The organism is Calothrix sp. NIES-2100, assembly GCF_963875285.1.
GTDB lineage: Bacteria > Cyanobacteriota > Cyanobacteriia > Cyanobacteriales > Nostocaceae > Aulosira.
This window is the reverse complement of sequence record NZ_CAWNLA010000001.1, coordinates 4,362,645-4,376,164: the sequence shown is the minus strand read 5'-3', so window position 1 is coordinate 4,376,164 and position 13,520 is coordinate 4,362,645. Positions and strand designations below refer to the sequence as shown.

The following is a 13,520-nucleotide window of genomic DNA, read 5'->3' as shown; positions in this document are numbered from 1 at the left end:
TGAAACTCCCAGCGCACAGACATTTGAAGCAATATGGAAAATCGTGGAGATGCCTTAGCGATAGGTTTTTATCACCACTGATAAAAATTCCTGGTTGGGACGGGAAACTCTTGATTAGTAAGGTTTTCTACTGTTTTCTAGCTTTTGCTCTGTTTTTGAAATTTGCTGTTGGGACGACTTTCTTGGTGGGATTGGAAACCTTTATTCAGCAAGGCTTCCAAGCATTTTTAAATTCTAGAATGGGTTTGACTCATTTCACTTACCAGCCTCGGTAAGTGGTAATGTGGTTATCACCACATTACCATTAGCGGCAAAATGGTGGGACGGACTAATAATTATCAAGTGTGGTGTCTGTGTTGCCCTGGAAGGCTTTGTAATCACTTTCTAGCCCTATACATCATTTGATTAAGTAGAAGGCTTTAAAGCCCCTTAGCGGGGCTGTAACGTTACTTATTTTTAGACATACTCGAAAACTTGATCTGGCGTACAACCAAACGCCTGAGCGATATTATCTATCTCCTCTTCTGTGGGCGAGATATATTTATGTTCCTCATATATCTTGTGATATCTCAATAATTGCTTTCTTATGGCCTTTGCATCCTCGTCGGCTGTGATAGTTATCCACGAACGTACTTCTCTACACATCACTTTATTAAAAAACTGACACTTATCGGTAATTCCATGCTTCACACAAAGTTCTTTAACGTGGTAGACTCGCCTCCGCTTACGCTTACCAATCTTTTTAAGGGGAGTAACATCAGTAGTCTCAGGTGGGGGTGGGGGCGTTACTTCTGTCTCAGTTAGTGTAGGGAGTGAACAATCTGATTCCTTATCCTGTGAGCTTTCTACGTTGCCCTCAGTGGAGGGAGTGAACAGTTCCCAGTAGAAAGTATTAGTACCGTTAACTCTACGTCTAACCTTAGTGCAACCACTTTGCCGTAGTAATGTTCCTACCTCATTTTCTATAAGTCTATTTATAGTTGTAAATCTCAGAACATTTTTAACTACCTGCTCAATAGTGCAAGGCTGATGTTTCGCTACGTAATTCCTAATCAATTCATAAATAGTTAATTCAAGGGGTTCGGTTGAGCAGGGAGTGAACACCTCCAAAGTCCTATCTTGTATGACTTCCAAGGTGTTCGGTTGGGTGGGGAGTGAACAATCAGTACTAATCATTGGTACTACTTCCTGTTGCTGTCCTGAGTGGGGTGTGGACACATCTAAATCCTTACCCTGTAATAGTTCTAAAATGCTGTTCTGAGTAGGGTGTGGACATTGATCTTCTAGTAAGGTTGTATGTTCGTTGGCTGTGTTGTCCATAGTGCGATCGCTAATTTCAATCTGTTGTTCAGCCTCCGGTTCAAACGTGCCCTGGCAGACATTAATTAATTCATCCGTTGCCTGTGTTGTTGAGTCACAATCCTCAAGAACTACTAACTCAGGCTCGTATTGAAAATCCCCTAGCCCCTGTTCATCCCACAACTGGCGGAGGATAGCAACAAACCTACTAACACAATCCTTAGCGTCGGAGAGGTTTTCTATGTAGCCTCTACTCTTCTTCATAAGCCTTGGGTTGTCTTCTAACCTCTGGATTAGTGGTTGGTATTTTTTCTCATACTGACCACATAACCAACCCAAATCCCCCTCAACAGGAGCAAACACCTCATCAGCGTTAATACCTTTTGCTGCACATTTAATGTAAATCTCATTTAATATATAGTCCGCCTCTACTGCTAGACGAGTAACCCCATCTAGCAGATCCCCATTTAAAGGAATGCGGCGTAGCTTTTCCGAGTTTATCCTGATTTCATATTGAAATATGAAGATTAGTTCGTCTATCGCCCCTAATACGTCGCTCTGTAATTGATTAGGGATAGCAACGGGTTGATCATATAGTTCCGGGTTGGATTCCAGTCTTGCGATCGCAGGGAAGATTCTATCTATTTGCTCTTGCAGGCCTGCCAATCGCTCTGGATAAATCACTAAATCATCTGAAACGTTTCTTCGCGCACACTCTGCTGTGAACTCTTGAACAACTTTCTCCGCTTCCGAAAGACTATTTATTATTCTGTTTATGTCTCTCGTGTTGTCTAATCGATGATTAGGTTTTGGTAACTCTAACTTCCGAATATCTATCCGAGACTCATCTTGAATTGCGTACATATATTTCTCCTCAATTAGCTCTATATAATTTTATTCTAGTGAATTATTTTAGGCTTCAACAAGCCCCAACAATTTTGCTAGAATAAAATTATATTGTTCGAGGAAAATTATGAAAGTAGAGCGTAAACTTCTGGTTGAAACTCCAGATTTACCAATATTAATTAAGCAAGCAAGACTTGCAAGTAATCGCACAGTAAAGGATTTGGCGGCTTCTGCTGGAATGACACAGGATAATTGGTTCAAGATAGAATCTGCCACAATTAAATCACTACCAGAACCCACATTACGGCGAATTGAAGGTGTTCTGAATACAGACTTCGGCGTAGATTTTTAGCTACAGATATATATCTACAGACTTTAACTCTGAGGAAATGGTTATGAAACCACCAAAAAAAGACTACCTTAAAGACAATCCAGACGAGTTATTTCAAGAGTATTTGTCAGTTTTGCATACTCTGCAAGAAGCAGTCAGTCAACAGTTAAAAATAATTGATTTAGGACTGAAAGAGGAAACCCACAGTTGTGTAAAGATGATATTTGTGGATTGTGGAGCAAAAATACTCAATGAAAAATTGTTTGACGCGATGGCTGATTTAATGGCGATCGCCAGTCGCGCACGAGATGTAGGTAAATAAGCGGGGAAATTATGTTATTGATTAATTATCGACCTGAAGACATAATCCGGCGACTGAATAAAATCGAATTTCTTCTAGGAGACGCAAGGCTTCAGAGCCTGTGTTGTCTACTTGAAAAAGGAACCCCCTACAATCTAAAACTCGTGAGTGAAATTATTGAGGCTTATGAGCGATCACTGAACCGTTCAGCAGCCTAACCCCCTTGCCCCGTGTTGCAGAGTATAACTAAATTAAATATTTATGGTTGTACTAAAACTATCGAAGGCTATGATGCAGATAAAGTAAGCATCATAGCTTTTCTGTCTCTACTAATTATCAACCAGGGGGCAATAGATATTTCAACAATTCCGCAGCTTTAGGTAGCAGGTAGCCTTGAGTATTCGCAGCTAAATCCAGAACACCACCAAAAGTCATTAACAAACCAAAAATCTTACTTATAATACCTTTTTTCTGCTCTGGAGTGTATGCATCACTGCGTAATATAATTGCACCAATATTTGCTTCTACAACTGTTCGTAGTCGCTCTGGCCCACCAATCTTATAATGCCTAATAGCAGAGCAGATTTCTTCAAGACGTACAACCAAGAACGTTTTAATATCTTCGGCTAGGTCTGAGGATACTACTTCTTGCAATAGAGATTCACACTGCTCTAGATATTCTTGTAATTGTTCTTCGGTTAACTCTGGCTCTGGTTGTTCTTGAGCAATAAAATTAGCGCAAGCATCAAGAATAAAAATGAAGTTTCTATTTTGAATCTGATTCTTTATCCCATCCCACTGGCTTAATAAAGGGTTAGATGTTTGTATGTAAAATTGAATTTCTCTAATAGCCTTCACATACAATTCAACATTATCAACCTTCTTGAGTAATTTAAGCTTCTTCTCTACTTCCGATAACAATACATAAATTTCTATCAAAAAATGCGGATTTAATTCTGGATTTTCTACTTTGAATGCGTTAGCAAGCACTTTATAGGCTAACTCAGCAGAGTTTCCATTAACGAAAGCATATTGGAAAGCATCATATAGCCGCCGTGCAGCATTATTCTGTCCCATGTTAGTAATATCCTCATTATGTCCGCCTCATTTAAGGCTGCAAGTCTAGCAGAAATTACCGAACCAAGCAACACATTATATTTATAACCCTTTGTCCTGCCGTGTTGCTTTGGTTAGTATCACTACAAAGATACATAGTTATTTAAATATGTCAGAAGCAAATTTGAGTTTACGTGAGTCTGTGCTGTTAAGTCAGCCTGGTGCAGACATTAATCTTCTTGAGAAATTAGCTAGTTTAGTTCATAAATACAACTTAAAGTGGATTCCTAGCCCAAGTGGTAATCGAGATGGTGCATTCTTCATCATGAGTCAGGTTGCGATCGCCAAAGGACTGAAACCCTCTGACTATAAAGACCACTGGGCAACCGGGAGCGATAAAAGCGCTCAGTCAAATTTGGCAGGGAGATTTTTTAAAATAGAAGGTGATTATCTCAGGCTATTCAAGGAATCGTGGAAAGAAGCTCACAAACAATCTTTGGGTAGAGCTAGTTCTATTTATGTTGGTGACTGGGAACATTGTTTTTCATATTTGACACAAGGCAATGGTGAAACAGCCCGTGACTTTCAGAGTTTAGGCGCAAAGGCTATTGAGATAGTGTCTCGTAACAACTATTCCAGTAGGCAGCAGCAGCAGCACGGACTTAGTGAAGAAGAGATTCAGCGTGAACTAATGCTGCTTGCCAGTTACTCAAACCTGAGACTGCGATTTGAGGTAGGAAGTAAACTTGGTATTAATACTCAAGATAATGCAACATATCGCCGCTGGGATTGGGTTGAGAGAACACCTAAATCTGTGCGAATTTATGAACTAAAGAGTCATCGAGTTACAGAAATAGACATCAAAACATCTTTGTTTGATAAGAAATATGCCTTAATTGCTGCCGAGACTTACCAAAAACCAATTGAATTTGTATTCACTGGTTTGGATGGTATTAGTTGGGAAGCTAAAGACTTTATTGATGATTTAACATCGGGCAGTGGTTGTTTTAAGTTAGGAGAAATCCCAATTAAAGTATCCTTCATTGATTTATTTGCTATAAGCGACCGTGTTGCCACCAATATTACAAGAACTAGCCCTGCTGAACAATGGCCTTGGCTACAGAAGAAGTTGAGTGAATTCCAAATAGTAAGCAGCCGCACCGTTGCTAAATTAAAAACAAAAATTGATAAGGCTTATGCTTCCGGGTTGCTGAAGTCAAATAAGGTTCAATATATTAATTCAACTGGTGTTGTAGTTTAGAAATTATATTAAATAAACACTATAAAGCCGGGGTTTATATCCCGGCTTAATTTTTTTATACTTCTCATTTTTAATATATTCTTATTTTAATTTAATTACTTAGATTTTCTTAATTCTTCCGCATCCTTATGAGACTGTATCAGATTTTCATACATTGATTGCTCATCCTTTAAATCAGCCAGGAAATCATTCCAAACCTCCTCATTACATCGTAACTCCCCTAATAAAGTTTCTAGCTTCTTAGTGTGTATGTATTGCTTTAATAATACTCCTGTTTGGAGAGCAATGGTGGCGACGAGCATGATGGTTGTCATCATATGTTTAACCTTTTCTAATCTATACCTCTAGACTAACAACTGTTTTTCAACAATACCAAGGGTACTTTTAAACATGCCAGAACAAAACTTAACAAACCTTTCTAGCGCGAATATTATTGATGTTTCCCCTAACACTGGTGCAATATCCATTAGTCCACAACAGCAAGACAAAATTATTGATGCTTTTCTGCTTCAGGGTGGAGGAATAGGGTTGGGTGTTTTATTAGCTATTGCTGGGACAATATTTGTAGCTAATTGGCTAGGTCTGAAAGACGCTGTAGGTGAGTGGTCGAAGCGGCAGGCTGTTGAAAGTCAAATGCTTCAAAGTATTAGTGAATCCCTAAAAACATTGTTAAGAGAAACTACAAGTCACAATGATGATTGTCGAGAGAAAAGTCAAGCTACTCAACAATCACTACGAGATTTAGATTATAAAGTTGTTTCTGTCCAAAAAGGGGTTGAAGGTATTCACGAAGAATTAAAAGAAATGCGGAGAGATACAACTCAAAAGCACAGATAAATTACTACTTCTGTTTACCGTGTTGTCTTGTTAGTTTAATTATATAGCCCACAGTTATTTAACTATTATGGATATAACAGAAAGAGCTTTTAAATTATATTTGCAGGGCTGGTCTCTTAGAAAGTTAGAGAAGCATTTCGGTGTACCTAATGAAACTCTGGGATATCGGTTTCGGAATAAATACGGGAGAGACTACAGGAGGCTTAAGAACTTCCTCCCAGTCGTTAGAGAATATCTAAAGAATAGAAGTTTATCCGCACAGGATAAGGGACAAATTATTGAGTGGTTAACCAGCGATTCATTATTTCAAAGATTAACCGCCCTCCCCAATACTCATAAAAAGTTATATACAAATTCTGAGATTGAAAACCTCACACGCAGACAGTGCAACTACAAAGATGGGGATTGGAGACGATTATTTGAAGTTTTAGAGTTCAAAAGGGATAAATCATATGTATCTATATAAATATGAGACCGGACAGCAGGAATACTACGCTAACTCTTTCATAGAGCCTAGTCGGAAAAATGGATATGTTGACATTTCTGATTTAAAGTATTGTCTACATTTATTTTATTCTGGCGGGCTAGATGATGTAGATGACTATCTGAGTCGGCTGTATTTGCCTCCCCGTGACCTTGATCCCACTAATAGTTTATTTGGGTTGTTGGACACACAAACTGTTGAAGAAGCTCTATCTTCCATTAGTGAGGATTATCAATCTGTAATTGAAGTTGAGTTCACACAAAATCCCACTGCTAGTGAGAGACTGCAACACTTTTACGTGCAGAGTTTAACACCACTGACGTTTGCTGAGTGGGTTGATCATCTATTCACTGATGCTATCTACGAGTTGTCACATCAGATTCGAGCGTTAATTTAATTACGCAATCGCTAATTAGTAGATAACAAATTAATTTATGGCACACCTTAGTGCCTATTTTTATGGAAAGAAATAGGCAGTATTTAAAAGACATCCACAGGGATTTCCTCTGCTTACTGCTTGCAGGTCAACGAGATTTAACTAAGGATGATATTCGCAAGCAGTTTGAGGAGCAATTCCCCGGCTTTGTCCTAACAGATAGGCAGATAGCTGATTTTAAGCGTGACTATAAGAAAGAAATCCTAGAATACCAAACCAACGATAAGAAATCCTTTGATGCTGCTCTGAAGAATGGTCTTCTGGAGTTTGCCACCAGATACCAGCGGATTGTCGCCTTAGAGAAAGTAATTCACTATGGGCTGTACGGCTACACAGAAGATGTTGTTGTTGGTGGAAGAATCAACACGGTTACTAAGAAAGACCCAACTGTAGTTATTAGAGCGCTGGCTGCAATTAAGGATGAAGTAGAGCAACTCAGCAGCGAAGTGAGTGCCACATACCAAATCAGCGTAGAGCTAGTAGACCCACCAATACAAGAAGATGAGATTGAAGCTCCATATTAATCAGCTAAGGGTCTTCAATAATAAATCAAAGTTTAAATTAGTTATTAGTGGTCGAAGGTGGGGGAAAAGTCGCCTTCTACTAACAACAGCAATAATTAAGGCATTAAGCTTCGATCAAGAGATTGACCCAGCTAGCCCCCCTATCTGTCTGATAGTAATGCCTACACTCAAGCAGTGCAGACAGATTCATTGGCAACCTTTACTAAACTTACTCGAAGATCAACCGTTTGTAGAGAGCATATCTCGGACGGATTTTAGAATAAAGCTTAAAAATAATAAACCAGATATTGTCTTACGTGGAGCCGACGATCATGGTGATTCACTTCGGGGTCTAAAACTTTACTGGTGTGGGATCGATGAGTTCCAAGACCTTAGCATGATTGCTTGGGAGGAGGTACTAACACCTGCCTTAGCAGACACTAATGCCAGTTCTGCGTTGCTGATAGGAACCCCCAAAGGTAAGGCTCATCCCTTATACAAATTTCACCTCAAGGCTATAGATGATAATGATTGGTTATACTACCACTTCATCTCTTCTGATAATCCATTTATTCCTCGTCCATTCTTAAGGAAAGCGAAGGAAACCCTTCCTGCAAGAGTTTATCGCCAGGAGTTTGAAGCTAGTTTTGAAGATTTTGAGGGACAGATATTATCTGAGTTTGGCGATCACCATATAGTAGATAACTTACCAACAACTTTTGTCAGCACTTATTTAGGCATCGACTGGGGAGATTTAAATCCAGCGGTCTGTGTTGTTGGTCTAACTCAAGATAAGAAATATTTCATCATTGATGAATGGACTAATCCTAACCCCTCAACTCCTGTGGTGTTTGACCAGTTACTAGAGAAAGCTGCTTACTTCTGCGATCGCTATAACATATATCGTTGTTTTGCAGACCCCAGCAGACCAGCCAGTATTCTAGAATTTCAGCGATATGGGAAGAACAAGAAAATCCCTGGTTTAGCAAGGACTGTAGCTGGTTTTAATAGAGTCAAGGAAGGGAATCAGACTGTCAATAACCTCTTCTTTCAGAATCGATTGTTTATTAACTCAAAGCTTGGGTCATTCGCTGATGAGCTTAGGAGTTATCACCGTAAGACTAAAGATGGTGAAATCATTGATGAGGTCGCACCTGGGCAAGAAGACCACCGCACCGACAGCACTCGCTATGTCCTTGCAACTATTGAACAACGAAATAATTTATTGAAATGAATTATCCGCTTTTATTAGATTTAAAAGTATTACAAACTGAACACCCGGATTTTACAGAGTGGAAACCTGCCTACCAGGAGATTGATTTGCTATCTGCGGGTGGCTACAGACTCAAGAACCAGATTTGTCAATTCTTACCACGCCGAGCCGGGGAGTCTGAAGAAATATATGAAATTAGACTTAAGAAATTTACATATAGCAACATCCTCGGCTCCGCCGTAAACAAGCAATTATCTAAGTTTGCTAACAGTTCTTTATCAATTTCTGGCATTGAGTCTAATCAGTCTTTTTGGGAAGCCTTCAGAGATGATACAAGCCTGACTGGTCGCAGCGAGAAAGATTTATTATCCACAGTCTTCCGTGAATGCCTGAAGTTTGGGAAGTGTTATCTCCATGTAGACAAACCATCTACAGATGTAAAACCAGTCAACAGAGCGCAGGAACAATTATTAGGCATTCGCCCATACATAACTATATATAGTGCCCAACAAGTTATTAACTGGAGTGAGAGCCGGGGAGATTTGGATTGGATTAAAGTCTTCCAGTTAATCAATGACACAGCTAATCCATTAATTCCGCCCCAAGTTCGTGCTGTCTGGACATTCATCGACCGTGAATATATTGCTAAGTATTCAGCTTATGTAGAACTTGATTCCCGTGGTGCTATCAAAAACATTATTAATGCTGATAGTAGTAAGAATATTGTTGAAGCTGAAGTTCCATTGGTTTCTCTAGTTCAACATGGTTTAGGGACTATCCCGGTAATTAAAGCTGAAGTCCCTTCTGATTTATGGGCTTGTGATCAAGCTGCATCCAAAGCTTTAGAGCATCTGAGGATAGATTGCAGCAAGTATGATATGTTGACGCTTGCCTACCTCCAGCGCACGTTTAAGCGTGTCCAGACACCTGATGGAGACATTAACAACACCTATGAGGGTAGTGGTGATGAAATACCTACGGGTCTGCAACACGTTCTGGAGTTGGAGAAGTTTGAGTGGAGTGAACCAACCGGAACAATTATTACCCAAATGAGAAAATCCCTTACCCAGATTGAGAATCAGGTAAAGGATTTAATTGCTATTGGTGGTGTTAGCTCAGAGCAGTCTGCGGTTCAACAGTCCGGCGTATCCAAGAAAATGGACTTCTATGACCAGGAAGCCATTCTTCGGGCTTATGGTGCAATTATCTGTGATGTCTACCAAGACACACTTGAATTAGTGGCGCGATCGCAAGGGTTGAATGATCAAATCTCTGTTTCTGGGTTGGATAAATTTGATTTAGATAACCTAGATGATGTTTTGGTCAATGTCAAAGCAATTTCATTAATTGACCTTAATGCTCTGAGAAACCAACTACCTGCTACAGCTTTTGCTCTTGTGTACAAGAAAATAATTAACCTACTGCTTGGTAATTTATCACCAGAGCAGCAATCAGTTATTGAACAGGAGATTGAAGCAATTATTAATGCTCCCCAGCCTGAAGTTTACGCAAATACTAATTAATAGATAGTGCCAACTGGTAAGGCATAAACCAGACAACCAAAACTGCACGGTTAAAAGCAGATATCCATAAAAGGAATTTTAAAAATAAATGACACCTGAAGAAATCAAGCAATTACTCACAGAGAGTTTAACTGAGATTAAAACAGAATTACTATCTGAAGTTGATAAAAAGAATCAAGGACTCGCGGCTTCCCTTACTAAAGAAATCAAGAAGCTAACTACATCCCCAACCCCTGTGTTGTCTACAGAAGGTGATTCTGAGGAACCTAAAGAAAAACTATCCTTGAAAGCACTTCAACAACAGATTAGCGATTTACAAACTCAGTTAACAGAGAAAGATAAACAGGCATTTGCTGCAAAGCGATCGCAAGCTGTTTCTTCTGCAATCTCTAAAACTAACGCTCTCAGTGCGCCCACCTTCCACAAATTATTCATGTTAGAGCATGAGAGTTTACTTAAGGAAGAAGAAGGTAATTGGTTCGTTGATAAGGGTGGAAATATCATTGGTTTAGATGACGCTGTTAAAAATTATCTAAACACAGATGAAGGAAAATTCTTTGTACCTCCTAGTGGAGTGAATGGTTCCTCATCACAAGAAACAAAAACAACTCCAGCTACCCCAGGTACGAAACCTAAAGCTGCGGATTTGTTATTTGATGCAATATCCAATCTTAACGACTAAAAAAGAATTTAAATTATGGCAGTTATTGCTGATGTAACCAAAAGTTTGATGCTTTTGGTAGAAGAAGAAGTTGCTGCTCTGCAATTGGGTTATTACCCAATGTTGAGCCGCTTGCAGAAGAAAATCACTTCTCAAAAGACGATTAAATGGAACGCAAATGTTGGTGGTGCAGCAGCAGTTGGTGAAGCAACCACAGCTAACATTACTACTTATTCCGAAGACAGCATTATTGGTGCTTCCTTGGCTATTGGAACCAACCGTCTTCGTAGTTCTTTCCAAATTCAAAAAGAAGACCGCGCTGAAGCTGCTGCTGCTGGTCGTGGTGCTTTGCGTGACTTGTATGCACTTGAAATCCAAAGTGCTTTAAGAACCCTCATGGAGACTCTATCTGACCGTCTTTACACTGGTACAGGTATTGCTGGTCATGGTGGTCTAATTGGTCTGGGTACTGTAGTTGCTGCTGGTAGTTATGCAAACATTGACCCCGGCACATATTCAGCTTGGTCTGCTGTGTTGAATACTAATGCTAGCAACCGTGCTTTGTCTGCCGATTTGCTGCTTGCAATGGAAACTGCGATCGCACGCAAAGGTGGTAACTTTACCGCAATTTATGCTTGCCCAGAAATTATTGCTAAGTACAAATTACTGTTTAATGCTAATACTGGTTTTGTAAGCCAGCTACCCCCCGGTCAAGTTGACCTCGGCTACACAGGTGTAAGCTATGCAGGTCGCCCAATTATCCAAGACCCATACTGCCCCAACAACACTTTGTACTTTGTAAATGAACCTGAAGTTGCTTTGTACACTTTCAATCAAAACAACACGGACTCAAGAGAAGGTATGCAGGTTGCTGTTGCAGAAATACAGACTTCAAATCCAGATTCTGAGAACTACGCTATTTACCTCAAGCCCCAGTTGAAGGTGCATAACAGAGCTAAAGGTGTGGCTTGCCTAGAAAAAATCACTCAGTAGAGAATAATGGCTAACTTCACTACAACTCAGGTAGAAAAATTAGAGATGGTGTTGGGGTATAACGCCCCCATTGCCTCAGTAGTTCATAGTCAGTTATCTACTAATTTTCCTCAAGTGGTGTATGACCGTGCTTTAGTAATTCTGGATGATTTAGATGCCATTAATGCCAAATTAAAAGAGGCAATGGATACGAGTTATGTTACCGAATCCAGAAGTACAAAATTATCATATGCCCAGCACGTTAGACATCTAAAGAGTGAGGGCAGTAGGTTGTTGAGGGAGTTAGCCCACATTCTCTGTGTTGCTGTTGAGTACAACCCATACTCTATTAATTTACCTAAAGTTTACTGGTAAAATCTAATGTTTTCCTACCACATAAAAACATCAGGCCCGATATTTGAAAAACGCGGGATAGTTAAACAAATATTAAGTGGTGCTTTAGAAGAAACAGCAGATTGGGCACAAAATAGAATTAAAAACCTAACTCCTGTTAAAACTGGAAGGTTAAAGGCAGGGTGGGTTATTTCAGCCACTAAATCAGCAATAAGAGTAGACAACCCAACACTTTATGCCCCATTCGTTGAGAAGCGGGTTGGTATGGTATCCAAGACGGTTCCTGATGTACAGGAGAAGCTTATTGCTAATGCTCAGAAATTAATCAAGAGTAAAGTTCAATGAGTCTCTACACCAAACTTGCTGAAGTAGAGGGGAAGATAGCTGCTGTAGAAGAACGGCTTGGGTTGCCTCAGCGTAGATATTTACTTGTAAGGCATAGTACTTTAAATACAACAACACGGCTTGTGGAGATAACAGACACGCTGATACTACCTCGGCCTTATGCTGTGAATATTTCTCCACGGTTTGCCAACTTGCAGGTATCTATTGAGGGTGCAGATTCTATTTATTTATCTGTTAATGATTTGCAGGTAGAAATTCCTAGAACCTTCACTAAATCACTTTTCCTTCCAAGCGCACCAACAAGAGCAATTTTTATATTAGAACCACCAGTTAATAATAATCAGGTGGTTTATAGCAATCCAACCACAAAAGAGATCAACGGGGTGAAACCTTATAAGCTGCTTGCGCTGATGGAGAATGACCCTACCTTGTGGAAAATTATCCTCAGAAGAGAATCAGACAGTAAGAAAACCACATGAATATCCAAGATGTTCGGGAACGAATATCAGAATTTTTATCAATTAGGGTCAGGATTGATTACTGGGGTTTAGATTATCCAGACCAGTTGTACACACAGATTCTTTCTAACACCCTGCCTGCTTGTTCTGCGATCGCCCTTCCTATTCAGAATGTATTTCATTACAAGGAAGGGTTCAACCTTATTAAGACTAAAGCACGATTTCCCTACAGAATTGCTTATAGGTTTCCTGGTCAATTAAGTTTTCATGACCTTCCCTTTCCAGCATTGGAAGGAATGTTGTCATATTTACAATTACTATCTCTACTGCAAACACCAGATTCTAATATAACCTCATTTGCCCCAGCAGATTTAGAAGACGCTGTTACGGTTGCACGGACTGAGGATTTAAATGCAGAAGGGGATTGGGTTGTCTATTTGAACTTTGGTTTCGACGTTGAATTTAACACCACAACCATCCCCGACCTAACAGATTTGCAGCCCCCTGACTATTATGAATTTGATGACCCTCCTGCTATTGAGGAAGTAAATATTCGTATTAACCGAGCAAAACAGCGGTTTAAGACCTCAGACCCCTCAACATATATTCTCGACTCAGAAATTAAGATAAATCCTTAAAT

The 13,520-nt window shown here is 39.7% G+C and carries 18 protein-coding genes; 15 read left to right on the top strand and 3 right to left on the bottom strand.

The annotated features are described in order from the left end of the window. Positions 1 to 456 precede the first annotated feature (456 nt). Positions 457 to 2,163 (bottom strand): hypothetical protein, encoded by a 1,707-nt coding sequence (locus tag AACU32_RS17890; protein WP_096601859.1) that lies wholly within the window; start codon positions 2,161 to 2,163, stop codon positions 457 to 459. Positions 2,164 to 2,272: 109 nt separating this feature from the next. Here AACU32_RS17890 and AACU32_RS17885 point away from each other — a divergent pair, with 109 nt between their 5' ends. Both AACU32_RS17885 and AACU32_RS17880 read left to right on the top strand, forming a co-directional pair. Beyond that, a complete protein-coding gene (locus AACU32_RS17885; protein WP_096601856.1) occupies positions 2,273 to 2,497 on the top strand; it encodes a helix-turn-helix domain-containing protein in 225 nt (74 codons plus the stop codon). 43 nt (positions 2,498 to 2,540) lie between these two features. Next, on the top strand, positions 2,541 to 2,798 hold the full coding sequence (locus AACU32_RS17880) for a hypothetical protein (protein ID WP_096601853.1): 258 nt from the start codon (positions 2,541 to 2,543) through the stop codon (positions 2,796 to 2,798). Between the two features lie 315 nt (positions 2,799 to 3,113). On the opposite strand, the gene AACU32_RS17875 is transcribed toward AACU32_RS17880, so the two are convergent. Next, positions 3,114 to 3,854: a hypothetical protein gene (locus AACU32_RS17875; RefSeq protein WP_096601851.1), complete on the bottom strand. Its 741-nt coding sequence runs from the start codon at positions 3,852 to 3,854 to the stop codon at positions 3,114 to 3,116. Positions 3,855 to 4,002: 148 nt separating this feature from the next. On the opposite strand from AACU32_RS17875, the gene AACU32_RS17870 reads away from it, so the two are divergent. Next, positions 4,003 to 5,094, top strand: coding sequence for a hypothetical protein (locus AACU32_RS17870; protein ID WP_096601849.1), 1,092 nt, complete (start codon positions 4,003 to 4,005; stop codon positions 5,092 to 5,094). A 95-nt stretch (positions 5,095 to 5,189) separates the two neighbouring features. Here the strand turns inward: AACU32_RS17870 and AACU32_RS17865 are convergent, their stop codons facing one another. Beyond that, positions 5,190 to 5,411 carry a hypothetical protein gene (locus tag AACU32_RS17865; protein WP_339378028.1) on the bottom strand — a complete coding sequence of 74 codons (222 nt, stop codon included), beginning with the start codon at positions 5,409 to 5,411 and terminating at the stop codon, positions 5,190 to 5,192. A 73-nt stretch (positions 5,412 to 5,484) separates the two neighbouring features. Here AACU32_RS17865 and AACU32_RS17860 point away from each other — a divergent pair, with 73 nt between their 5' ends. From AACU32_RS17860 to AACU32_RS17805, 12 genes are all read left to right on the top strand, one after another. Continuing rightward, on the top strand, positions 5,485 to 5,931 hold the full coding sequence (locus tag AACU32_RS17860; RefSeq protein ID WP_096601844.1) for a hypothetical protein: 447 nt from the start codon (positions 5,485 to 5,487) through the stop codon (positions 5,929 to 5,931). A 67-nt stretch (positions 5,932 to 5,998) separates the two neighbouring features. Further along, a complete protein-coding gene (locus AACU32_RS17855; RefSeq protein ID WP_096601841.1) occupies positions 5,999 to 6,397 on the top strand; it encodes a hypothetical protein in 399 nt (132 codons plus the stop codon). Then, complete coding sequence (locus AACU32_RS17850; protein ID WP_096601838.1) at positions 6,384 to 6,812, top strand: hypothetical protein; 429 nt, start codon at positions 6,384 to 6,386, stop codon at positions 6,810 to 6,812. Before AACU32_RS17855 ends, AACU32_RS17850 begins: the two co-directional genes overlap by 14 nt. A 62-nt stretch (positions 6,813 to 6,874) precedes the next feature. Continuing rightward, positions 6,875 to 7,375 carry a hypothetical protein gene (locus AACU32_RS17845; RefSeq protein WP_096601835.1) on the top strand — a complete coding sequence of 167 codons (501 nt, stop codon included), beginning with the start codon at positions 6,875 to 6,877 and terminating at the stop codon, positions 7,373 to 7,375. 157 nt (positions 7,376 to 7,532) lie between these two features. Continuing rightward, positions 7,533 to 8,588, top strand: a complete 1,056-nt coding sequence (locus AACU32_RS17840; protein ID WP_339378026.1) for a hypothetical protein — start codon at positions 7,533 to 7,535, stop codon at positions 8,586 to 8,588. Beyond that, the gene (locus tag AACU32_RS17835) at positions 8,585 to 10,090 is read left to right on the top strand and encodes a hypothetical protein (RefSeq protein ID WP_096601829.1); all 1,506 of its coding nucleotides are present in this window, start codon (positions 8,585 to 8,587) and stop codon (positions 10,088 to 10,090) included. The genes AACU32_RS17840 and AACU32_RS17835 overlap by 4 nt, the downstream gene beginning before the upstream one ends. 88 nt (positions 10,091 to 10,178) lie before the next feature. Beyond that, positions 10,179 to 10,772, top strand: a complete 594-nt coding sequence (locus AACU32_RS17830; protein WP_096601827.1) for a phage scaffolding protein — start codon at positions 10,179 to 10,181, stop codon at positions 10,770 to 10,772. A 15-nt stretch (positions 10,773 to 10,787) separates the two neighbouring features. Beyond that, complete coding sequence (locus tag AACU32_RS17825; protein ID WP_096601824.1) at positions 10,788 to 11,744, top strand: phage major capsid protein; 957 nt, start codon at positions 10,788 to 10,790, stop codon at positions 11,742 to 11,744. A 6-nt stretch (positions 11,745 to 11,750) separates the two neighbouring features. Further along, positions 11,751 to 12,098: a hypothetical protein gene (locus AACU32_RS17820; protein ID WP_096601822.1), complete on the top strand. Its 348-nt coding sequence runs from the start codon at positions 11,751 to 11,753 to the stop codon at positions 12,096 to 12,098. Positions 12,099 to 12,104: 6 nt separating this feature from the next. Next, complete coding sequence (locus AACU32_RS17815; RefSeq protein ID WP_096601819.1) at positions 12,105 to 12,422, top strand: HK97 gp10 family phage protein; 318 nt, start codon at positions 12,105 to 12,107, stop codon at positions 12,420 to 12,422. Further along, positions 12,419 to 12,901, top strand: a complete 483-nt coding sequence (locus tag AACU32_RS17810; RefSeq protein ID WP_096601816.1) for a hypothetical protein — start codon at positions 12,419 to 12,421, stop codon at positions 12,899 to 12,901. The genes AACU32_RS17815 and AACU32_RS17810 overlap by 4 nt, the downstream gene beginning before the upstream one ends. Continuing rightward, positions 12,898 to 13,518, top strand: coding sequence for a hypothetical protein (locus AACU32_RS17805; RefSeq protein WP_096601813.1), 621 nt, complete (start codon positions 12,898 to 12,900; stop codon positions 13,516 to 13,518). The genes AACU32_RS17810 and AACU32_RS17805 overlap by 4 nt, the downstream gene beginning before the upstream one ends. Positions 13,519 to 13,520 lie beyond the last annotated feature (2 nt).